The 19,988-nt window shown below is 68.8% G+C and carries 20 protein-coding genes; 7 read left to right on the top strand and 13 right to left on the bottom strand.

What is annotated here, in order from left to right:
- The 3 genes from groL to B4K74_RS11470 form a co-directional block, all read right to left on the bottom strand.
- Positions 1–1,199, bottom strand: a 1,199-nt coding sequence (gene groL / locus B4K74_RS11460; RefSeq protein ID WP_286693045.1) for a chaperonin GroEL, incomplete at its 3' end; no start/stop codon positions are given.
- 140 nt (positions 1,200–1,339) lie between these two features.
- The gene (gene groES, locus B4K74_RS11465; protein ID WP_286693046.1) at positions 1,340–1,627 is read right to left on the bottom strand and encodes a co-chaperone GroES; all 288 of its coding nucleotides are present in this window, start codon (positions 1,625–1,627) and stop codon (positions 1,340–1,342) included.
- 137 nt (positions 1,628–1,764) lie between these two features.
- Positions 1,765–3,303: a tetratricopeptide repeat protein gene (locus tag B4K74_RS11470; protein WP_286693047.1), complete on the bottom strand. Its 1,539-nt coding sequence runs from the start codon at positions 3,301–3,303 to the stop codon at positions 1,765–1,767.
- Between the two features lie 160 nt (positions 3,304–3,463).
- Between B4K74_RS11470 and B4K74_RS11475 the strand changes: the two genes are divergently transcribed.
- The gene (locus tag B4K74_RS11475; protein ID WP_286693048.1) at positions 3,464–3,976 is read left to right on the top strand and encodes a hypothetical protein; all 513 of its coding nucleotides are present in this window, start codon (positions 3,464–3,466) and stop codon (positions 3,974–3,976) included.
- Between the two features lie 3 nt (positions 3,977–3,979).
- On the opposite strand, the gene pgi is transcribed toward B4K74_RS11475, so the two are convergent.
- The gene (pgi, locus tag B4K74_RS11480; protein ID WP_286693049.1) at positions 3,980–5,629 is read right to left on the bottom strand and encodes a glucose-6-phosphate isomerase; all 1,650 of its coding nucleotides are present in this window, start codon (positions 5,627–5,629) and stop codon (positions 3,980–3,982) included.
- A gap of 145 nt (positions 5,630–5,774) precedes the next feature.
- Between pgi and B4K74_RS11485 the strand changes: the two genes are divergently transcribed.
- Positions 5,775–6,257: a hypothetical protein gene (locus B4K74_RS11485; protein WP_286693050.1), complete on the top strand. Its 483-nt coding sequence runs from the start codon at positions 5,775–5,777 to the stop codon at positions 6,255–6,257.
- A gap of 39 nt (positions 6,258–6,296) precedes the next feature.
- Here the strand turns inward: B4K74_RS11485 and B4K74_RS11490 are convergent, their stop codons facing one another.
- From B4K74_RS11490 to B4K74_RS11505, 4 genes are all read right to left on the bottom strand, one after another.
- Positions 6,297–6,956, bottom strand: a complete 660-nt coding sequence (locus B4K74_RS11490; RefSeq protein WP_286693051.1) for a redoxin domain-containing protein — start codon at positions 6,954–6,956, stop codon at positions 6,297–6,299.
- A 38-nt stretch (positions 6,957–6,994) separates the two neighbouring features.
- The gene (locus tag B4K74_RS11495) at positions 6,995–9,151 is read right to left on the bottom strand and encodes a protein-disulfide reductase DsbD family protein (RefSeq protein ID WP_286693052.1); all 2,157 of its coding nucleotides are present in this window, start codon (positions 9,149–9,151) and stop codon (positions 6,995–6,997) included.
- A gap of 123 nt (positions 9,152–9,274) precedes the next feature.
- Positions 9,275–9,742, bottom strand: coding sequence for an OmpA family protein (locus B4K74_RS11500; RefSeq protein ID WP_241153215.1), 468 nt, complete (start codon positions 9,740–9,742; stop codon positions 9,275–9,277).
- A gap of 96 nt (positions 9,743–9,838) precedes the next feature.
- Entirely contained in the window at positions 9,839–10,189 is a 351-nt protein-coding gene (locus B4K74_RS11505) for a YMGG-like glycine zipper-containing protein (RefSeq protein ID WP_123288109.1), read from the bottom strand.
- A 185-nt stretch (positions 10,190–10,374) separates the two neighbouring features.
- On the opposite strand from B4K74_RS11505, the gene B4K74_RS11510 reads away from it, so the two are divergent.
- The 5 genes from B4K74_RS11510 to B4K74_RS11530 all read left to right on the top strand — a co-directional run bounded on the left by B4K74_RS11510 (position 10,375) and on the right by B4K74_RS11530 (position 15,066).
- Entirely contained in the window at positions 10,375–10,710 is a 336-nt protein-coding gene (locus B4K74_RS11510; protein WP_286693053.1) for a hypothetical protein, read from the top strand.
- 59 nt (positions 10,711–10,769) lie between these two features.
- A complete protein-coding gene (locus tag B4K74_RS11515) occupies positions 10,770–11,723 on the top strand; it encodes a diacylglycerol/lipid kinase family protein (RefSeq protein ID WP_286693054.1) in 954 nt (317 codons plus the stop codon).
- Positions 11,723–12,601: a metallophosphoesterase family protein gene (locus B4K74_RS11520; RefSeq protein ID WP_286693055.1), complete on the top strand. Its 879-nt coding sequence runs from the start codon at positions 11,723–11,725 to the stop codon at positions 12,599–12,601. Before B4K74_RS11515 ends, B4K74_RS11520 begins: the two co-directional genes overlap by 1 nt.
- A 92-nt stretch (positions 12,602–12,693) precedes the next feature.
- Entirely contained in the window at positions 12,694–14,295 is a 1,602-nt protein-coding gene (gene purH / locus B4K74_RS11525; protein WP_286693056.1) for a bifunctional phosphoribosylaminoimidazolecarboxamide formyltransferase/IMP cyclohydrolase, read from the top strand.
- Between the two features lie 6 nt (positions 14,296–14,301).
- Positions 14,302–15,066: a dienelactone hydrolase family protein gene (locus B4K74_RS11530; RefSeq protein ID WP_286693057.1), complete on the top strand. Its 765-nt coding sequence runs from the start codon at positions 14,302–14,304 to the stop codon at positions 15,064–15,066.
- Here the strand turns inward: B4K74_RS11530 and B4K74_RS11535 are convergent.
- From B4K74_RS11535 to B4K74_RS11555, 5 genes are all read right to left on the bottom strand, one after another.
- Positions 15,063–15,512 carry an OsmC family protein gene (locus B4K74_RS11535; RefSeq protein ID WP_286693058.1) on the bottom strand — a complete coding sequence of 150 codons (450 nt, stop codon included), beginning with the start codon at positions 15,510–15,512 and terminating at the stop codon, positions 15,063–15,065. The two genes, B4K74_RS11530 and B4K74_RS11535, sit on opposite strands and share 4 nt — an antisense overlap.
- 1 nt (position 15,513) lies before the next feature.
- Positions 15,514–16,548, bottom strand: coding sequence for a tryptophan--tRNA ligase (gene trpS, locus B4K74_RS11540; RefSeq protein ID WP_286693059.1), 1,035 nt, complete (start codon positions 16,546–16,548; stop codon positions 15,514–15,516).
- Between the two features lie 45 nt (positions 16,549–16,593).
- Entirely contained in the window at positions 16,594–18,186 is a 1,593-nt protein-coding gene (gene murJ, locus B4K74_RS11545; RefSeq protein ID WP_286693363.1) for a murein biosynthesis integral membrane protein MurJ, read from the bottom strand.
- Positions 18,187–18,886: 700 nt separating this feature from the next.
- Complete coding sequence (locus B4K74_RS11550; RefSeq protein WP_286693060.1) at positions 18,887–19,414, bottom strand: hypothetical protein; 528 nt, start codon at positions 19,412–19,414, stop codon at positions 18,887–18,889.
- Between the two features lie 31 nt (positions 19,415–19,445).
- Positions 19,446–19,892, bottom strand: a complete 447-nt coding sequence (locus tag B4K74_RS11555; protein WP_286693061.1) for a hypothetical protein — start codon at positions 19,890–19,892, stop codon at positions 19,446–19,448.
- Positions 19,893–19,988: the final 96 nt, after the last annotated feature.

A 19,988-nucleotide genomic window follows, 5' to 3' on the forward strand; every position in this document is an offset into this window, starting at 1 on the left:
AGGGCGTCGTCGACGCGGTCCTTCTTCTCCTTGACCTCGACCTCGGTCGAGCCGCCGACGCGGATGACCGCGACGCCGCCGGCCAGCTTGGCCAGACGTTCCTGCAGCTTCTCCTTGTCGTAGTCCGAGGTGGTGTCCTCGATCTGGCGCTTGATCTGGGCGATGCGGGCCTCGATGGCGTCCTTTTCACCCACGCCGTCGACGATGGTGGTGTCGTCCTTGGTGATGGTGACCTTCTTGGCCTTGCCCAGCATGTCCAGGGTGACGTTTTCCAGCTTGATGCCGAGATCTTCCGAGATCACCTGGCCGCCGGTCAGGACGGCGATGTCCTCCAGCATGGCCTTGCGGCGATCGCCAAAGCCCGGGGCCTTGACGGCGGCGACGCGCAGGCCGCCACGCAGCTTGTTGACCACCAGGGTGGCCAGGGCCTCGCCCTCGATGTCCTCGGCGATGATGACCAGCGGACGGCCCGACTGCACCACGGCTTCCAGGATCGGCAGCATGGCCTGCAGGCTGGACAGCTTCTTCTCGTGGAGCAGGATCAGCGGCTCCTCGAGGTCGGCCTCCATCTTGTCGGCGTTGGTGATGAAGTAGGGGCTCAGATAGCCGCGGTCGAACTGCATGCCTTCGACGACGTCCAGCTCGGTTTCGGCGGTCTTGGCTTCTTCAACCGTGATGACGCCTTCATTGCCGACCTTGTCCATGGCGCGGGCGATCATTTCGCCGACTTCGACGTCGCCATTGGCCGAGATGGTGCCGACCTGGGCGATTTCCGAATTGGCCGAGACCTTCTTGGCGTTGGCCTTGATCTCGGCGAGGACGGCGGTGACCGCCTTGTCGATGCCGCGCTTCAGATCCATCGGGTTCATGCCGGCGGCGACGGACTTGAGGCCTTCCTGCACGATCGACTGGGCCAGGACGGTGGCGGTGGTGGTGCCGTCACCGGCCTTGTCGTTGGTCTTGGAGGCGACCTCGCGGATCATCTGGGCGCCCATGTTCTCGAAGGCGTCTTCCAGCTCGATTTCCTTGGCGACCGAGACGCCGTCCTTGGTCGAGCGCGGGGCGCCGAACGATTTCTGGATGACCACATTGCGGCCCTTGGGCCCCAGGGTGACCTTGACGGCATTGGCGAGGATGTTGACGCCGCGCAGCATCTTGTCGCGCGCATCGGTGTTGAACTGTACGATCTTGGCAGCCATGGAGGCAGCTCCTTTGAAGTAGTGAGTGGTGAGTGACGAGTGGTGTGTGGCGAGGGTGATCGAGGTCAGGTCTGAGCGGCGGGGTCACGCTGGACCGGTCTCGCCACTCGCCACTCGTCACTCGCCACTGGGGCTGAGCCTTAGCTCAGCACCCCCAGCACGTCCGATTCCTTCATGATGATCAGGTCTTCACCGTCGACCTTGACCTCGGTGCCCGACCATTTGCCGAACAGGATGCGGTCGCCGGCCTTCAGCTCCAGGGCATTGACCTTGCCGCTGTCGTCACGGGCGCCGGGCCCGACGGAGACGACTTCGCCTTCCTGGGGCTTTTCCTTGGCGGTGTCGGGGATGATGATCCCGCCCTTGGTCTTGGATTCTTCTTCCACGCGCTTGACCAGCACGCGATCGCCGAGAGGACGAAACGCCATCTGTGATATCTCCCTTTGGAATGGTCTCCCGACCGGGGCTTTGGCAGCCGCAGGGCGAGAGTGCTAATGCGGCCTGCAGGTAGGGTCTGACACCCCGGCGCGTCAAGGGTTCGGGTGCCTGCCGAGCGAGAAAAATCTCAGCGCGGGGCGGTGTCGGCCAGCTGTTCGGCCCGGTCCCAGCTGGCCCGGACCTGCTGGGCGAACAGGGGCGCTGCCCGGCGCAGGGGATCGCCGCCTTCCAGCGCCAGGCCGCTGCGCGTGAACAGGTCCCGCCGCGCCGGCCGCAGCACCGCCAGCGCCTCACCCGGCCGGTCCTGGTCCGACAGGAAGCCCGCCATCGTCCCCGCCAGCCGCACGGCCTCGGGATGCCCCGGCGCCAGTCGCGCGGCCAGGATCGCCTGCGACCGCTGGTACAGGGCCTCGGCCCCGGCGGCGTCGCCGGTCTCTGCCAGCGCCAGCGCCCGCCCTTCCAGCGTTGTCACCAGATCGGGGCTGTCGGCGCCCAGCCCCGGCTCCAGCACCGCCAGCGCCTCGGCGAACAGCGGCAGGGCCTCGGCGTGGCGTCCCTGACCGGACAGGGTGATGGCCAGATTGGCGCGGGCGATACCGGTGAAGGGGTGCTCGGGCCCGGCCAGTTCGACCGCCATGGCCAGCACCCGCTCGAACACCGGCTGGGCCTCGACGTCCCGGTCGGCCACATGCAGATACCAGCCGAAATTGTTCAGCAGCTGCGCCAGCAGGAAGGGATCCCCCACCCCCTCGGCAATGCCCACCGCCCGGGCATAGGCGGCCTCGGCCTGATTCAGCCGGCCGGTCCGGCGCAGCACGTTTCCAAGGTTGCTGAGCACCAGCGCCACGGTGTCGCTGTCGCGGCCATAGGCGACCTCATAGATGCCCAGTGCCCGGCGAAAGATCGGCTCGGCCTCGGCGAACCGCCCCTGGGCCATCAGGGCATTGGCCAACTGGTTCATGGTGTCGGCGGTCAGCGGATCATCGGGCCCCAGCAGGTCCAGCCTCAGGCCCAGCCCCACCCGCGCCGCGCTCTCGGCCTCGGCGAACCGGCCCAGCGCGTCCAGCGCCCGGCCTTCCTCGAACAGCAGTTCGGCAACCGTCGCCGTGTCGGCCTGGTCCGCCAGCAGCGCCCGGGCCCGGGCGATATTGACGAGCGCCGCCTCATAGCGCCCCTGAATGTAGAACAGTCGCCCCTGGATCTGCAGCGGCGTGACCAGAGCCGGATCTGCCGCGCCGCGCGCCGCTTCAATGACGGCGACTGCGGTGGCGAGGGCCTGCTCTGCCTCGGCGGCGCGGTCGGTCGCCAGACGCAGGCGCGCCACCTCGACCCACGCGGCCGAGGCCTCCTCGACCTTGCCGGTTTGCGCGAACGCCGCTGCGGCCTCGACATAGGCAGCTTCTGCGGCGGCCACCTCCCCGGCTTCGCGGGCGGCGACGGCAGCCTGCAGACGTTCGCGGGCAAGGGCATCGGGGCTGGAGATGCGCACATCCGTCGGTCCGGCCGTCGGAGGGGGCGGCGGCGGCGGTGGTGGGGGCGGCGGCCTGTCCTGGGCCAGGGCGGTCCCGGCGATCATCAGGCTGCCTGCCAGCGCCGCACAGGCAGACAGCGCCCGGGTGACCAGACGGCGCAGCGAAGGATCAAGTCGGGGCGGGGCAAAGGACATGACGCGGCAACCTGCGCTGAACGCCGTTCTGAGACAAGCCCGCACACGGGATGAGCCGCTCGATGAACGCGGCATGAACAGACCCCTCTCATCGGGTTCAGGTGGGGCGCGCGAGTATGGGGCCATAGTTTCACCCGACCCTCCACGAAAGGACGGATCCATGACCCGCACCCTGACCTCCGACACCGCCCAACGCACCGCCGTGACGGGCGCCCTGACCGCCGGTGTGCTGGCGCTCGGCCTCATGGTCGCCAACCCGGTCTCAGCCCAGAACTACCGCTATGACCGCTATCCGGACCGCGACCGCTCTTCCAGCGGCGAGGATGTCTTGCTGGGCGCGGCTGTCGGCGCTATCGCCGGGGCCATCATCGGCAATGGCGAGGGCGAATATATTCTGGGCGGCGCTGTCGCCGGGGCCGCCATCGGCGCCACCGCCAACCGGGGCGATGACTGTAACTACTATCGTGGGGGCCGCTGCTACCGGAACCAGGGCCACTGGGAGCGCGAGCACGGCATCAACAGCCGTGATCCCCGCTACTATGGCAATGACCGTCGCGACCAGCGTTACGACCAACGGTACGACCGCCGCTACGATCGTCGCGATGACCGCCGGGATCGCCGCTACGACCGCCGGGATGACCGTCGCGACTACCGCTACGACCGTCGCTGGTAAGGTCTAGATCAGCCGCTCAAACAACGACCGCGTGGACGGGTCCCAGCTCTCTGGGGCCCGTTTCGCTGAGTCGCGGCTCTCTTGCGCAGCCCCCAGCACTCGCTTCGCCAGCACCTTGCCCAGTTCGACCCCCCACTGGTCAAAGCTGTTGATGTCCCAGATCACGCCCTCGATGAAGGTCTTGTGCTCATAAAGCGCCAGAAGCGCGCCCAGCGCCTGCGGCGTCAGCCGGTCCATCAGGATGGTGGTCGAGGGCCGGTTGCCCGGAAAGGCGCGGTGGGGCGCCAGTCGTTCGGCCTCGCCCTGGTCCATCCCCTGCTCCATCATTTCAGCCAGCGCAGCCTCGGCCGTCCGTCCCCGCATCAGGGCCTCGGACTGGGCCACCGCATTCGACCACAGGGGCGCGCCGTCCCGGCCCTCCAGAGTCTGCTTCACCACCACGAATTCGGCCGGCACCACATCGGGTCCCTGATGCAGCTGCTGGAAAAAGGCGTGCTGGCCGTTGGTGCCGGGCTCGCCGAACACCACCGGCCCGGTGCCGCGCGTCGCCGGCTTGCCCTCGCGGGTCACCCGCTTTCCGTTCGACTCCATCTCCAGCTGCTGCAGAAAGGCCGCAAGACGCCGGAGGCCATGGGCATAGGGCGCGACCGTCCGCGCCCGCCGCTTCAGCCCCTCGACATTATAGACCTGCGCCAGCGCCATCAGCACCGGCGCATTGTAGGCCAGCGGGGTCTCGAGAAAGTGCCGGTCCATCTCGCTGGCCCCGGCCAGCAGGCTGCGAAAGACCTCTCCGCCCAGACCGATCGCGCACGACAGGCTGACCGCCGACCACAGGGAATAGCGCCCCCCGACCCAGTCCGAAAAGCCGAACACCTGACCACAGCCGAACGACTCGGCCTTGTCGGGCGCCGCTGACACGCCGACCAGATGCCGCCGCAAGCCCTCTTCCGGCAGGGCGGCGGCCAGCCAGTCCCGCGCGAGCACGGCATTGGTCAGGGTCTCCTGCGTCGTGAAGGTCTTGGAGACGACGATAACCAGCGTCGAGGCCGGATCCAGCCCCGTCAGCGCCTCGGCTATCTCCTGCGGATCGATATTGGCGACGAACCGCACGTCGATCGCCGGGTCCAGCGGCCTCAGCGCGTCCCACACCAGACGCGGCCCCAGATCCGAGCCGCCGATGCCGATGTGAACCACCGCCCGGAACCTTTCGCCCGTCGCACCAGCCTCTTCACCGGCCCGGATCGCTTCGGCATAGGCGACCATCTGGTCGCGCACCTGTTCGACCTCGCGCGACACCGGCTCGCCCAGCGCCTCGAAATGCGCCCCGTCGGGGGCCCGCAGCGCAGGGTGCAGCACCGCCCGCCCCTCGGAGGCATTGACAGCAGCCCCGTTGAACAGGGCCCGCTTCCAGTCGCCGACGTCACAGGCCTCGGCCAGCGCCAGACAGGCATCCAGCCCCTCTGCGGTAAAGGCCTGTTTCGACAGGTCGAGGGTCAGGCCCGCTACCTCCAGCGTCAGCCGCCCGACCCGCCCTGCCTCCTGATCGAACAGGGTCTCGATCCGGGCATCCCCGTCGCGGGCGGCGACCGCATCAAACCGGGTCCAGGCCTCCGCCCGGCGCTTTTCATCAGTCAGGGGCAGGGCGATGGACATGGGCGACTCCGGATCGTGGGGTGGGCGTCAAGGGCTCGTTTACGGCTGGGGCGTAAACCGGTGCAATCCCCAAGGTCGCCCCGATTCGGGAAACGACCAGAAGATTGATGTCATCATGGGCGCTCTGGCGCCCGGAAAGGTTCCCATGTCCTGCGGACTGGCCCTCGCGACTGCCCTGCTGCTCACAAACCCCGATGTGGCGCTGGCCGCTTCGGTGGATCCGGCCACCGTGCCCGCCGACCTGACGGGTCTGGCCGCCGAGCCCCTGTTCGTCGACATCGTCTCCCGGTCCGGACGCCTCAAGGGTGTGGCCGAGGGCTGGGCCGCGTCCGGCGCCGTTCACGCGCCCGGTTTTCTGACCGGCAGCGAATGGCTGACCTTCCGCACCGAGGCCACGGCGCTGGGTGAGCTCAATATGCAGGGCCATCTGATCCTCAAGTCGCGCGAGAGCGAAGGCGACATGACCTGCATCCTGCGCGGCCTGTCCGAGGACCTGCCGGTCCGTCTGGCCGATATGGAAGCCGCCGATAGCGCGGGTGCCCGCGATCTGGCCCTGGCCGAACTGGTGCACCTGTTCGACGACAACATCGCCGTCATCACCAGCCCGGCCCAAACCTTCCCGGAATAGGGGCGTTTCCGGAATAAAGCCGTTCCGGAGTAAGGGTCCCTACGCCCCGTCCAGCTCGTCCGCATATTTGATCGAGCAGCCATAGGGCGTGGCGAACGGGGTCGCGACCGGACGTCCGGCCTCCATGTCCGTCAGCGCCGCCTTTACATAGTTGGTGGCACCTTCCAGATCCTCGATCTTGTTGGTCGGGCGGTCGTCGATGCCGCCCACGAACAACAGTCGTCCTTCCGGATCGATGATCCGCATGTCCGGCGTGGTCTTCGCGTCATACAGGCGGCCGACCGTGCCCTCGGGGTCCAGCAGCAGATGGGTGGCGGCGGCATTGTTGCGCGACTGCCATTCCCGCGCCGCCTCGCCCTCGACATAACCCTGCTGGCCGGGGGCCGAGGATATGATGGTCAGCCACACGACGCCGTCGCCGGTCGCCTCGCGCTGGAGGGCCTGCATGGCGCCGGCCTCATAGTGTTTCTGGACATAGGGACAGCCCTCATTGGTCCATTCCAGAACGACCGTCCTGCCGCGGAAATCGGCCAGGCTGCGTTCCACCCCCTCGGCATCGACCAGGGTAAAGGCCGGGGCCATGTCGGCGGTCGGGGCTTCCGCGGTCTCTGTCGCCCCGGTCTCGGGGGCCTCGGTGGCGGGGCTACAGGCGGCCAGAAGCGCCAGGGCGGCGCCGGTGGCCAGCAGTCGGATGATCATCGCAGTCTCTCCGTCAGGGTGGGCAGGAAATCAGAACCTCATGAACCGGCGTCGCGGATCGCCTCGGCGACCAGTCCCGGCGTCAACAGTTGCGGCAGCACGCGCGGGGCCTCGGCGCCCGGCGCATACAGCAGATAAAGCGGAACGCCCGACCGCCCGTGGCGCTCCAGCTCGCGGGTGATGGCGGGATCGCGCACCGTCCAGTCGCCGACCAGATAGACGGCATTCGTCTCGTCCATGGCCGTGCGGACCTGACCGGACGACAGCGCCACCCGCTCATTGATCTTGCAGGTCACGCACCAGTCGGCGGTGAAATTGACCAGCACAGGGCGTCCGTCGGCCTGTGCCGCCGCAACGGCCTCCGCTGACCAGACCCCGGCCTGTGGCCCGGCGTCTGCCGATGCGGTGGCCTCCGTCGGCGGGACCGGCTCCATCCGGCTGACGACGACCAGTGATGCGATCATGGCGACCCCCGACACGGCGGCGAGGATCAGGGCCCAACGTCCTGCCCCGGCCTGCCGCACGCCCCACAGCCACAGGGCAAGGGCCAGCATCAGCCCGGCGATCAGCCCCAGCGCCAGCACCTCACTGCCCGCCTGCCGCGCCGCCACCCAGGCCAGCCACAGGGCGGTCGCATACATGGGAAAGGCCAGCAGGCCCTTCATCCGGTCCATCCACAGCCCCGGTCGGGGCAGCCGCGCCAGCAGGGCCGGGCTGAACGCCACGACCACGAACGGCAGGGCCAGTCCCAGCCCCAGCATCAGGAACACGATCAGGGCCGCGGCCCATGGCATGATCAGGGCCGCCCCCAGCGCTGCGGCCATAAACGGGGCGGTGCAGGGCGCGGCCACGGCCACGGCCAGCACGCCGGTAAAGAAAGCACCCGTGCCCCCGGGCAGGCGCGACAGTCGCGCCTCGCCCAGCCCCTGCAAGGACTGGCCGATGTGATAGACGCCCGACAGGTTCAGCCCGACGGCCAGCGTCAGCAGCGACAGCGACAGCACCACGACCGGGCTCTGCAGCTGAAAGCCCCAGCCAACCGCCTCGCCCGCCGCCCGCAGCCCCAGCATCAGCCCGGCCAGCAGCAGGAAGGTCACCAGCACCCCGGCCAGGAACATCAGACCGTCGCGCCGCGCCTCCTGCGGGGCGTGTGCCGCCCGCGCCAGCGCCGCCGCCTTCATCGCCAGAATGGGAAACACACAGGGCATCAGGTTCAGGATCAGTCCCCCGACCAGCGCCAGCAGCGCCGCCTGCATCAGGGCCGAGGGGTCGAATCCGGCCGGACCGGCGGCATCTTCCGCCCGCAGGGTGCCGCCGCCGCTGATCCCGTCGGGCAGAGGGCCGGGCTCGGCAACGATCTCGAAGGCGCCCTGTCCGGTGGTGATGACCCCGGCCACCGGCCCGATCAGCCCGCCCGCGCGCACCTTGCCGCCGGGTGTCAGGTTCAGTCTCAGCCCCTCGGGACCCCAGGTACCGGTCTGGGTCGCAGCATGGTCGATGATCCCGCCCTCGAAGGGGAAGAAGTAGACAGGCCCGGGGCCCTCGGGCCCCTGAACGGCCTCGCCGGTGATCGCCAGGGTGAGGCTCCCGTCGTCGCCGCGCGCGACCCGGGCGGCCAGCCCTGCCGGACGCGGCGAGGACTCCAGCACAGTCTGAATGGCGCTCGCATGGCGGGTCTCCAGCGGGGTCTGGTCCGCCGCCCCGACCGGGAGGCGCAGGCCCAGCGTCAACTCGTCCGGTACGCACATCTCGGCGCTGCACACCAGAAACAGGGCCGTGACCGACAGGTTCAGAATCCGGCCCGGCTCGGCGTCGGCGGGCACGGTGATCGGCACCGGCAGATAGACCACGTCCGAATAGCCATAGTTCATCAGACCCGAGAGCGGCTGCCGCTCCGGCAGGGGCCAGACGATCTCGCCCGCCTCGAGGCCATCGGGCAGGCGCCAGTCCAGGGTGGTGGCCCCGCCCGAATCTCCGGGATTGCGCCAATAGGTATGCCAGTCCGGCTCGATGTCCTGACGCACGGCCAGGATCAGCGTCGAGCCGGGCGTCGCGCTCGCGGTCATGGAGACCAGTTCGGCCGTGATCCGTTCGGTCGAGGCCGGACCGACGGTCGACGAGGCGTCCTGCGCCGGGACCGGCACGGCCACCAGCGCCAGCCAGCCCCCGATCAGGAGGGCGAGCAGGCAAGCCACAAGGGAAGTCGGTCGCCGCAGCCTCGTCACCCGGATCCTCGTCAACAATCGATCTGGGCCTACCCTAGACAGGGAAGGGCCGACAGGTCACGCCCCGGGGCTCTGTGCGACGGCAGGTCGCGGTTAGCGGCGCGGGGCCGCGTCCACGATGACCTCGGTGCGGCGACGCAGCGGCTCGGCTGTGCCATCGGCAGTGACCGCTCCGGTGTCGCCCTCGACCGCGATCTCGAACGCCGGCAGGGGCCAGCCCTCGGCCTCGAGCGCCTCGGTGACGGCGACCGCGCGCCGCTCTGACAGGCCCTGATTGGCCGCCGACGACCCCGTGGCCGAGGCCAGGCCGACGATCTGCACCTTGCGGATGTCGCAGTCCCTGAGCTGGTCAGCGGTCATGCGGATCGCCCGCCAGGCGGGATCCGTCAGCTGGGCCTGGCCTTCACCAAAATAGATGTCGAACCGCTTGGTCGTGCAGGTCGTCGGCGTCGAGACCAGATCGCTCCTGTCACGGAAGAGGCCCGAACCCTCGCACCCCGTCAGAACCAGGGCCGCGGCCCCCGCTACAGCCATAAAACGCAGCGTCGATATCGATGACATGATCAGCTCCCACCCGGACAGGGCTCCACCCTAACAGAAAAAGGCGGCCCTCCCGCATGGAAAGGCCGCCTGTCTCATCAGATTATCACACCGGGATCAGTACCGCGGCGGGTTCCGGCGCGTCCCGTCTTCCCAATAGCAGTCCCCTTCCGGATAGCAGTAGTAATAGGCGCCGCGCTGCTGGTCATAGTTGCGGCGCTGGTTGGCGCGGTCTTGCTGCGACCCGCGGATGGCGCCGGCGGCCCCGCCAACGGCAGCGCCGATGGCGGCGCCCGTTCCGGCACTGCCGTCACCCACATTGTTCCCGATAATGGCGCCGGCAACGGCACCAATGGCGGCACCGGCAGCGCCCTGCCGGACGGTCTGGTTCGGATTGCCATACGGATCACTGGCGCAGGCCGAGGTGAGCAGACCCGCAGCCGCAACGGCCAAAAATACCTTCTTCATCGTCAATCCCTTTTCCCTTCGGTTCGCCCCCGAGGTGAGAACGCTGGATTACTGTCCCGGTTCCTCGACTATATCTCGCATTAAGACTGTATTAAGGTCCGGGAGACGGGGCCGGGGGGCGTCTGTGCCACCGGTACTCCCGAACGTAGGGGGTTTAGCGTATGCGTTTCAACCAGATCACTCGCATGGCCGACGATGGCCACACCGGTCCTGTCTGGGCCCGCAAGAGCCGCCGGTCGGGCGGTGGCCTGTCGGGCATCTTCGGCCTGATCGTCACCCTTCTGGCCGTGTTCGGGGCCCTGACGGCCGCGCTCGGTGTCAAGGAACAGTCGCTCGCCGAGGGCGGGGCGGTCCTCGACAGCTGGATCACCAAGGGCGTCGATGGCGCCAGAGGTCTCGTCGGCCAGGCCCCTGAGGCCGCAGAGGCGGTGGCGGATGATGCCGGCGACCTCGCGGAAAAGACCGGGGATGCCCTGGAAGCCGGAGCCGAGAAGACGGCCGAAGAACTGTCCAACCCCTGAGCGGTCGCGCGTCGCGCATCGGGTTGGAACGCCATGGCCTGTCGGCACGTTGACGGGCCATGGCTGAAACCTTGACCGTAGATGAGTCGTCGCCCGAGCGCACGCTGACGACAGCCGTGCCGCTGGGCACAATCGTCGTTCTGGTCAATCCTCTGTCCGGGGGTGTCGGGGCCAATGCGGTGGCCGAGGTGGAGGCTATTCTGGCCGACTATCCCCTCACGGCGACGGTTGTCGCGCTGACGCCCGACGATTTCGACGACCAGGTGGACGCGGCCTTCGAGGCGAAGGTGGATGCCCTGTTCGTGCTGGCGGGCGACGGCACGGCTGGCACCATCGCCGCCCGGGCCGGGCCCAAGGGTCCGCTGGTGGCCCCCTTGCCCGGCGGTACGATGAACATGTTGCCCAAGGCGCTTTACGGCACGGGTGACTGGAAAGAGGCTCTGCGGCGGGCGCTCGAATCCGGCACCGAAATCGCCGTCGCCGGAGGACGCGTCGTGGATGCGACCGACTCCCGACCCTTTTTCTGCGCCGCCATTCTGGGCGCGCCCGCCCTGTGGGCCCCTGCGCGGGAAGCGGTCCGCACCGGACGTCTGCGACTGGCGTGGCTTTATGGCGTGAGGGCGCTGCGCCGCGCCTTCAGCGGACGGCTGCGCTATACACTGGTCGGTGAGCATCCGTCCCGAACCGAGGCCCTGGTCCTGATCAGTCCGACGATCTCCCGCGCAATCGACGCCGGTGCCGGGCTGGAAGCTGCCGCCATGAACACCACCGGCGCGGCCGAGGCCTTCCGGCTGGCGGCTCACGCCCTGTTCGACGACTGGCGACGGGATCCGGCAGTCCGGACACGCCCCACCCGCTATGCCAGCGTGGCGGCCCGCTCGCGCATCCCCGCTGTGATCGACGGCGAACCGACCCTTCTGGACTCCGAAGCCGAGGTCATCTTCGACGCCGTGGCCTTCCGCGCCCTCGCCCCCGCCCCCGAGCCCCAAGCCGAGGCGGAGGCAGGCGTCTGATGGGACGGATCGTCCAGATATCCGACATTCACTTCGGCTGCGAGATCCCCGAGGCGGTCGCGGCCGCCCATGACCTGCTGCACGACATACGACCGGACCTGACCCTGATCACCGGCGATATCACCCAGGTCGGGGCCCGCTCCGAATTCCTCGCGGCGGGCCGCTGGATCGACAGCCTGCCGGCACCCGTGTTCGTCACGGTCGGCAACCATGATGTGCCCTACTGGGACGTCGTGGCCCGGATCTTTCATCCCTGGACGGCGTTTGAGGCGGCGGTCAATCATCCTGCTCACGACCATCAGTTCAGCGCCCGCCTGACCGATACGGCCCTGATGGTGCGCGGTATTACGACGGCGCGTGGCTGGCAGGCCCGCCTGAACTGGTCGAAGGGCGTCATCGACCTCGACCAGACCGCCCGTGCTGCGGACGCCCTGTCCAGGGCTCCGGCGGGGGCACTCAAGATCGTGGCGGTCCATCATCCCCTGATCGAGATGGAAGGCGCCCCCGTCACCGGCGATGTGAAGCGCGGGCGACGGGCAGCCGAGCTGTTCGCGGACGCCGGCGTGGACCTGGTGCTGAGCGGCCATGTGCATGTGCCCTTCGCCCTGCCGATCCAGCTGGGCGATCACCGGTCCTACGCCGTCGGCTGCGGAACCCTGTCCCATCGCCTGCGCGGCGTGCCCCCCAGCATGAACCGCATCGAATGGGACGATGAGACCATCACCGTCACGGTGCTGGCCTTTGATGGACAGTCCTTTGTCGAGGACACGACCTGGACCCTGTCGCGCCGTCAGGACACCCGCAGTGCCGCGACCGCCCCCCGCCCCGAAGCCGTGGCCGAAGAGATGCGCCAGCTGGCCGAGGACGACCCGGACTGAGGTCGAACGGGGTCTTTTGCGCAGGCGTCCGGGCGGTGCTAGATGCGCGGCCATCCCGCCGCCTCCCCGCGCCCTCCAGACCGAGCCCACTCATGCCCGCCGCCCCCGACTTTCCGCCCGCCCCCGATGCCGTCCGCCCCGTCCGGGCGCTGATCTCCCTGTCTGACAAGTCGGGCTTGGTCGAGGTTGCACAGGCGCTCAACGATCTGGGCGTGGAACTGGTCTCGACCGGCGGCACGCGGGGTTCGATCGAAAAGGCCGGCCTGCCGGTGCGCGACGTCGCCGACCTGACCGGCTTTCCGGAAATGATGGACGGCCGGGTCAAGACCCTGCACCCGGTTGTGCACGGCGGGCTGCTGGGGGTCCGCAATGCGCCGGCGCATGCCGAGGCGATGGATCAACACAGCATCGGGCCGATCGATATCGCCTGGATCGATCTCTACCCGTTTGAGTCCACAGTTGAGTCGGGCGCGGGCTTCGAGGCCTGTATCGAGAACATCGACATCGGCGGGCCGGCCATGATCCGCTCGGCGGCCAAGAACCACGGCCACGTCGCCGTCTGCGTCGACCGCGACGCCATGGATCAGGTGATCGCCGCCCTGACGGCAGATGGAGCGACCTCGCTGAACCTGCGCAAGCAATTGGCCGCCCGCGCCTTTGCCCGCACCGCCGCCTATGACGCCGCCGTCAGCGGCTGGTTCGCGGCGCAGGTCGAGGACGCGGCTCCGCTGCGCAAATCCATCGCCGGCACCCTCGCCCAGACCCTGCGCTACGGCGAGAACCCGCACCAGACGGGCGCCTTCTACCGCACGGCCGACCGTCGTCCCGGCGTCGCCAACGCCCGCCAACTGCAGGGCAAGGAACTGGGTTACAACAACATCGCCGACGCCGACGCCGCCTGTGAGCTGGTGGCCGAGTTCGCCGAGCCCGCCTGCGTGATCGTCAAGCATGCCAACCCCTGTGGAGTGGCGGTCGGCAATGACCTGTCGAGCGCCTATCAGCGCGCGCTGGCGTGCGACCCGGTCTCGGCCTTTGGCGGGGTGGTTGCGGTCAATCGGCCCCTGACCGAGGCGGACGCGCGACTGATCACCGACATCTTCACCGAGGTGGTCATCGCCCCGGGTGCGGATGAGGGCGCCCGGGCCATCTTTGCGGCCAAGAAGAATCTGCGGCTGCTGCTGACCGACGGCCTGCCCGATCCCGTGCAGGCCGGGTCGGTGTTCCGCTCGGTCGCCGGGGGCTTCCTCGTCCAGTCGCGCGATCTGGCGCGGATCCCCCCCGCCGACCTGACCATCGTCACCAAACGCCAGCCGAGCGACGCCGAGGTGCGTGACATGCTGTTCGCCTTCACCGTGGCCAAGCACGTCAAGTCCAACGCCATCGTCTATGCGAAGGACGGCCAGACCGCCGGCATCGGCGCGGGTCAGATGAACCGGCGCGACAGCGCCCGCATCGCCACCATCCGCGCCCGCGAGGCCGGAGAGGCCCAGGGCCTGCCCTCTCTGGCTGAGGGTTCCGCCTGTGCGTCCGAGGCCTTCTTTCCCTTCGCCGACGGCCTGCTGGAGGCGGTGGCCGCCGGGGCCACCTCGGTCATCCAGCCGGGCGGCTCGATCCGCGATGCCGAGGTGATCGCCGCCGCCGACGACAAGGGCATCGCCATGGCCTTTACCGGCGTCCGAGTGTTCAGGCATTGATGGTCGATGGACGCGCTTGCGGAACGCTGGGCCCGGCTTGAGCCGCACGTCACGGAGGTCGGGCCGGACGACGACCGGCCGCGTCCGGCGGTACTGTTGTTCCACGGTTGCGGGGGGATCCGCGATCATCTGCCCCTCTATGCCGAGGCGGCGAAGGCGGCAGGCTGGCGGGCATACATCGTTGATTCCTTTGCGGCGAGGGGGTGGAGCCGCACCTTTGCCATGGCCACGGTCTGCACCGGCGTCCATTTCCGGGGACACGCCCGGGGCGGGGATGTGCTGGCCACGATCGACGGCCTGTCGCGCAAGCCCGAGGTCGACGCCGGCCGCCTGTGTCTGGCCGGGTGGAGCCACGGCGGCTGGGGCATTATGGAAGCAATGAGCGCCGACCCCCGGCCCGGGGCGCTGGGCCTCTCTGACCCCGCCGCCTGCGATCTGGCGGGGGTGAAGGGGGCCTGGCTGGCCTACCCCTACGTCGGCCTGCTGGCAGCCAACCGGATGAAGCCGTGGCGGCACTGCCCCCGGACCATCGGGGTCATCGCCCGGACCGACCACCTGACCACGGTCCGCAACGCCGAGCGGGTCCACGCCATGGTCCGCGACTGCGGCGTCGAGGTCGAGACCTGGATCGCCGAGGGCACCCATTCCTTTGACGAACCGATGAGCGCCCCGCCCATGCGCCACGACCCCGAACTGACGCAGGAAGCGATCCGGCGCTTCACCGCCCTGCTGACCGACCTCGCCCCCTCATTCCAGGATACGGGCCTCTAGACGGGCTCGATGACCACCTCGCTGCGGATGGAATTGGCCAGATAGCAGGCCTCATGCGCCCGGTGGTGCAGGTCGTCCAGCACCTCGGCCGAGGGGGCCTCGCCGCCCCAGCGGATGTCGGGGCGCAGGGTCACCCGCGTGATCGACACCTTGCCCCGCTCGTCCCGGCCCATGCTCGCGACAGCCGCGTCCGTATAGCGATCGACCGTCAGGCCCGCCTTGGCTGCATAGGCGAGGAAGAACAGCATGTGGCAGGCCGAGACCGCCGCGACCAGCGCCTCTTCCGGATCCACAGCCGCGGGGTCCGAACCGGGCACCGGTGGGGCGGACGAGCCGCGCACCACGGCGCCCCCGTCAAACCGCCACTCGTGACCGCGGGAATAGGCCCCGTCGGTGAACGATTGATCGCCGCGCGACCAGTCGACGGTTGCGGTGTGCTCGCTCATCCTAGGCCCTCCAGAAGCCCACGATCCGTTTGACCTCGTCGACGACCGGATCGGCGACGGCTGAGGCGCGTTCGGCGCCGTCAGCCAGCACACGGTCGATCTCGGCGGGGTCGGCCATCAGGCGGCGCATCTCGGCGGTGACCGGGGCCATGGCGGCGACCGCCACCTCGGCCAGTTTGGGCTTGAAGGCGCCAAAGCCTTGCCCGGCGAACTCGGCCAGCACGGCCTCCTTTGTCTGGTCCGAGAGGGCGGCATACAGGGTGACGAGGTTCTTCGCCTCGGGCCGTCCCTCCAGCTCGTCCATGGTCTCGGGCAGGGGCTCGGGGTCGGTCTTGGCCTTCCTCACCTTGGCGGCGATGGTGTCGGCATCGTCGGTCAGATTGATGCGGCTGAGGTCGGACGGGTCGGACTTGGACATCTTGGCCTGACCGTCCCGGAGGCTCATCACGCGCGGGGCCGGGCCCTGGATGACGGGGTCGGGGATGGGGAAGAAGCCCGGCACGCCGAAGTCACTGTTGAACTTCTGGGCGATGTCACGCGTCAGCTCGAGGTGCTGTTTCTGGTCCTCGCCGGTCGGGACCTCGGTCGCCTTGTAGACCAGGATGTCGGCGGCCTGCAGCACCGGATAGGTATAGAGGCCGACCGAGGCGCGTTCCTTGTGCTTGCCCGACTTCTCCTTGAACTGGGTCATGCGGTCCAGCCAGCCGAGGCGGGCGACGCAGTTGAACACCCAGGCCAGCTCCGCATGGGCACGGACGGCCGACTGCGGGAAGATCACCGACCGCGCCGGATCGAGGCCCGAGGCCAGATAGGCGGCGGCGATCTCGCGCGTCTGGGCGGCCAGCTTTTGGGGCTCCTGCCAGACGGTGATGGCGTGCAGGTCGGCCACGAACAGGAAGCAGGGGGCCCCCGCGTCCTGCAGCTGGGTGAAGCGCTTCAGCGCCCCCAGATAGTTGCCGAGGTGCAGGGCACCCGAGGCCTGGATGCCGCTGAGGATGCGGCGCGGACCGGAATAGACGGGAGGCGTATCAGTCATGGTCAGGGCCATGCCCCAGCCGGGGCGGGAGGGCAAGTGGGGGCATCAGGCCTTGCCTCCATTGCCGCGCTGGACCAGCGCCTTCAGCTCGGAGATGCGGACCGCGCGGGTGGCGAGGGCGAGGACGGCATAGGCCAGGCCGCCGACGGCGGTGACCAGCAGGACCGAAAGCTCCTTGGCGCCATGGTCAAGGCCGAGGCCGGACAGGGCCTGTCCGATGGAGGGCTCATAATACGGCCGGGCCCAGGTGGCGACGGCGACCAGCAGGCCCATGCCGGCAGCGGCAAAGGCGATGCGGATCAGGCGCGAGACCAGCGCCGGGCCGGGCCGGTAATGGTCCCGCCGCCACAGGGTCAGCGCCAGCAGGCCGGCATTTGACCAGGCGGCGGCGCTGACGGCCGCGGCGATGCCGGGCACGCCCATATTGGCCCCGAAGAACAGTCCGACGGCCAGCGTCACATTGACGACCACCGAGACCAGTGCAAAGCGCATCGGGCTTTTCGTATCGCCGCGGGCAAAGAAGGCGGGCGCCAGAATCCGGATCAGCACAAAGGCCGGCACGCCCCAGCCGAACTGGAACAGGGCTTCGGCCGTGGCGCGGGCATCGACGTCGAGGAAGGCGCCCCGCGTGAACAGGGCGTCGATCAGGAAATAGGGCATGCCCATCAGGGCGGCGGCAGCCGGAAGGGTCAGGGCCATGGACAGCAGCACGGCCTGATCCATCGAGGTCTTTTGCCGGGCGCGGTCATTGGAGGCCACGGCCGCCGACAGACGCGGCAGCAGGGCGATGCCGATCGCCACCCCGACCAGCCCGAGCGGCAACTGATACAGCCGGTCTGCGGTCGCCAGCCAGCTGCGGCCGCCCTCAACGAAACTGGCCAGATTGCCCGAGACGAAGACGTTCAGCTGGGTCGCCGAATTACCGATGGCGGCGGGGATGGCGGTGATGATGATGGCCTTGACCGCCGGCGTCAGGCGCGGGATCGCCAGATGGATGTTGGCCCCGGCCTTGCGCACGGCCCACCAGCACAGGCCGGCCTGGGCCACGCCCGCAGCCAGCACCGCCCACGACGCCGCATAGGCCGCGCCGACCTGTCCGCCCGTGGCTGGAATGACGGCGGCCAGCATGATCAGGTTCAGCAGGATCGGATAGGCGCCCGAGACGATGAACCGCCCGCGCGCATTCAACACACCCGACAGCAGGGCGGCGACGGCCATGCAGGGCAGATAGGGCATGGTGATCTGGGTCAGGACCACGGCCAGCTTGAACCGCGCCGGATCGTCGAGGTAGCCGACGTTGATGACCGTCATGATCCACGGCATGGCCAGCTGGGCGACGATCGTCAGGATCACGGTGACCATGGCGACCATGGCCAGCGCCTGGGTGGCGACGCGGTCGGCGGCCTCGGGGCCTTCGGTCTCCAGCGTACGGGCATAGGCGGGGACGAAGGCGGCGGCAAAGGCCCCCTCGGCAAAGATGCGCCGGAACAGATTGGGGAAGCTGAGGGCCGTATTATAGGCGTCGGCGGCAGGCCCGGCCGAGGCCCCGAGCGCCGCCGAGATCACCACATCGCGGGCAAAGCCGGCCCCGCGACTGATCAGGGTCAGGCCGCTGAAGATGGCCGAGGACCGCATCATGCCGCCCTCACGACGGGCGGGCGCTGCCGCCGGGGTGGTCCCGCCGGGGGTGGTGGTGGCCGTGGCCTCGGGCGTCGGAACGGTCTCGGGCGGCAGGCTCACAGGATCGGGCTCACGGGCGTTGGCTCTGGCAGGCGGAACACCAGCCATAGGCCGATTTCAGATGCGTTGCACTCATCGAAAAACACCGTCTGAATAGTCTGAACCGTCTGGAATGCATTCTCCGCCCGCCAGACTTCATCCCTTCTCCCGATGGGAGAAGGTGGCGCGTGAGCGCCGGATGAGGGGCGGAGGTGTCCGTCGGTGAACGCCGTGGCAGCGCCTGCATGCGGCAAGAACCCCTCCACCACTCCGTGGTCCCCCTCCCCATGAATGGGGAGGAGATGAATTTATACCGTCTGAACCGTCTGAATAGTCTCAATTCGCCCTCCTCCGGTCGGGGTATCGGCAACCGGACAGTATGGGGGATGCGGCGGCCAGGGCGGGCAGAACGCTGCGAGACGCGGCAGGGGCCTTGAACGGGCTGGGGATTCGGGCGGCGGCTATCGCAATTGCAGTCTCCTCCCTGGCGAAGCCGGGGAGGTGGCGCGGCGCATTGGCGCCGTGACGGAGGGGATCTTGAGGGCGAGCGCGCGGTGAAGAACCCCTCCACCGCTTCGCGGTCCCCCTCCCCATCAAGATGGGGAGGAGACGCCGGGCCTCAGTCCTCGGGGGCAGCCTTGAGCTCGGCGTCGACTTCGTCCATGGCCATGCCGAGGGCATAGTCGGCCATGAGGCCGTAGGTGGCCTGATGTTCGGGGTCGTCGATGGCCCAGGCGCCGTTGGTCATCATGCCCTGACCCACGGCCATCGCCTCGGCGATGCCCATGCCGCCGGCCTGATCGGCCTCGGCCAAAGCCTCAGCCACGACCGCCTCGATGTCGACTTCGGCCAGCGCCTCGGCGACGATGCCGGACACGGACACCGAGACCGTCTGGGTGAAGGCCAGGACGTCGGGCTGATACTCGCCCCACAGCGCCATGACGGCGGCTTCCTTCTGGTCCTCGGTCAGGCTGTCGTCTTCCGAGATCGCTTCGGCGCGTTCGGCGAACTCGTCCATCCGGCCCTCGAAGACCTCGGCGGCGGCTTCCAGAGCGGCTTCAGCGGATTCCGGCTCGGCGGTCTGGGCTACGGCGGCGGAAACCGGCAGCAGGGCCAGGGCGGCGGCAAGCGACAGGGCACGGATCATGGTCAGACCTCCTGAGCGAGATAGGGGCGGCTTATTCGCCTTCGGCGGCCATGGCAGCAGCCAGTTCACCGGACAGCAGACCGGGGACCAGCATTTCGACGAACATGTCCTCGATCATGCCAGCGGCCAGTTCGGCGTCCTCGGCGGTGCCGCCCTCGTCGAGGGTCTGCTGGCGGACGAAGCCCGACAGCATGGCGACGAAGCCGTCGATTTCGGGCTTCTTGCGGTCGATGGCGGCCTGCATGCGGGCCTGACGGTCTTCTTCGGTCAGGCTGGTGTCGGCGCGGATGGCCTCGATCTCGACGACCAGCGCCTCGAGCGTGACCTCAAAGGCCGCGGCGCGGGCTTCAAGCTCGGCCTCGGTGACCGGGTCCTGGGCGATGGCAACCGCCGCAACGGGCGCGGCTAAGGCGGGCAGGGCGAAGGCCGACAGGCCGAGGGCGGAGACGGCAACGGCGGAGAGGATCAGACGACGCATGGGAGGGCCTTTGGGCTTGGGGATAATCGTTACCCCAAGACTTTACCCATCAGGCCCGCCCTTCAAGTGAAATCGCGGTAAGGCTGCGTCAGGTCC

The sequence above is a fragment of the Brevundimonas sp. UBA2503 genome, from assembly GCF_002341485.1.
Lineage (GTDB): Bacteria > Pseudomonadota > Alphaproteobacteria > Caulobacterales > Caulobacteraceae > Brevundimonas > Brevundimonas halotolerans.

What these genes read in the sequence shown, in the direction of transcription:
- murJ (WP_286693363.1), bottom strand. Translation starts at nt 18,186, where the DNA reads ATGATGCGGTCCTCGGCCATCTTCAGCGGCCTGACCCTGATCAGTCGC.
- B4K74_RS11520 (WP_286693055.1), top strand. Translation starts at nt 11,723, where the DNA reads ATGGGACGGATCGTCCAGATATCCGACATTCACTTCGGCTGCGAGATC.
- B4K74_RS11535 (WP_286693058.1), bottom strand. Translation starts at nt 15,512, where the DNA reads ATGAGCGAGCACACCGCAACCGTCGACTGGTCGCGCGGCGATCAATCG.
- B4K74_RS11470 (WP_286693047.1), bottom strand. Translation starts at nt 3,303, where the DNA reads ATGTCCTTTGCCCCGCCCCGACTTGATCCTTCGCTGCGCCGTCTGGTC.
- B4K74_RS11490 (WP_286693051.1), bottom strand. Translation starts at nt 6,956, where the DNA reads ATGATCATCCGACTGCTGGCCACCGGCGCCGCCCTGGCGCTTCTGGCC.
- B4K74_RS11515 (WP_286693054.1), top strand. Translation starts at nt 10,770, where the DNA reads ATGGCTGAAACCTTGACCGTAGATGAGTCGTCGCCCGAGCGCACGCTG.
- pgi (WP_286693049.1), bottom strand. Translation starts at nt 5,629, where the DNA reads ATGTCCATCGCCCTGCCCCTGACTGATGAAAAGCGCCGGGCGGAGGCC.
- B4K74_RS11555 (WP_286693061.1), bottom strand. Translation starts at nt 19,892, where the DNA reads ATGCGTCGTCTGATCCTCTCCGCCGTTGCCGTCTCCGCCCTCGGCCTG.
- purH (WP_286693056.1), top strand. Translation starts at nt 12,694, where the DNA reads ATGCCCGCCGCCCCCGACTTTCCGCCCGCCCCCGATGCCGTCCGCCCC.
- B4K74_RS11505 (WP_123288109.1), bottom strand. Translation starts at nt 10,189, where the DNA reads ATGAAGAAGGTATTTTTGGCCGTTGCGGCTGCGGGTCTGCTCACCTCG.
- groES (WP_286693046.1), bottom strand. Translation starts at nt 1,627, where the DNA reads ATGGCGTTTCGTCCTCTCGGCGATCGCGTGCTGGTCAAGCGCGTGGAA.
- B4K74_RS11485 (WP_286693050.1), top strand. Translation starts at nt 5,775, where the DNA reads ATGTCCTGCGGACTGGCCCTCGCGACTGCCCTGCTGCTCACAAACCCC.
- B4K74_RS11510 (WP_286693053.1), top strand. Translation starts at nt 10,375, where the DNA reads ATGGCCGACGATGGCCACACCGGTCCTGTCTGGGCCCGCAAGAGCCGC.
- B4K74_RS11500 (WP_241153215.1), bottom strand. Translation starts at nt 9,742, where the DNA reads ATGTCATCGATATCGACGCTGCGTTTTATGGCTGTAGCGGGGGCCGCG.
- B4K74_RS11550 (WP_286693060.1), bottom strand. Translation starts at nt 19,414, where the DNA reads ATGATCCGTGCCCTGTCGCTTGCCGCCGCCCTGGCCCTGCTGCCGGTT.
- trpS (WP_286693059.1), bottom strand. Translation starts at nt 16,548, where the DNA reads ATGACTGATACGCCTCCCGTCTATTCCGGTCCGCGCCGCATCCTCAGC.
- B4K74_RS11530 (WP_286693057.1), top strand. Translation starts at nt 14,302, where the DNA reads ATGGACGCGCTTGCGGAACGCTGGGCCCGGCTTGAGCCGCACGTCACG.
- B4K74_RS11475 (WP_286693048.1), top strand. Translation starts at nt 3,464, where the DNA reads ATGACCCGCACCCTGACCTCCGACACCGCCCAACGCACCGCCGTGACG.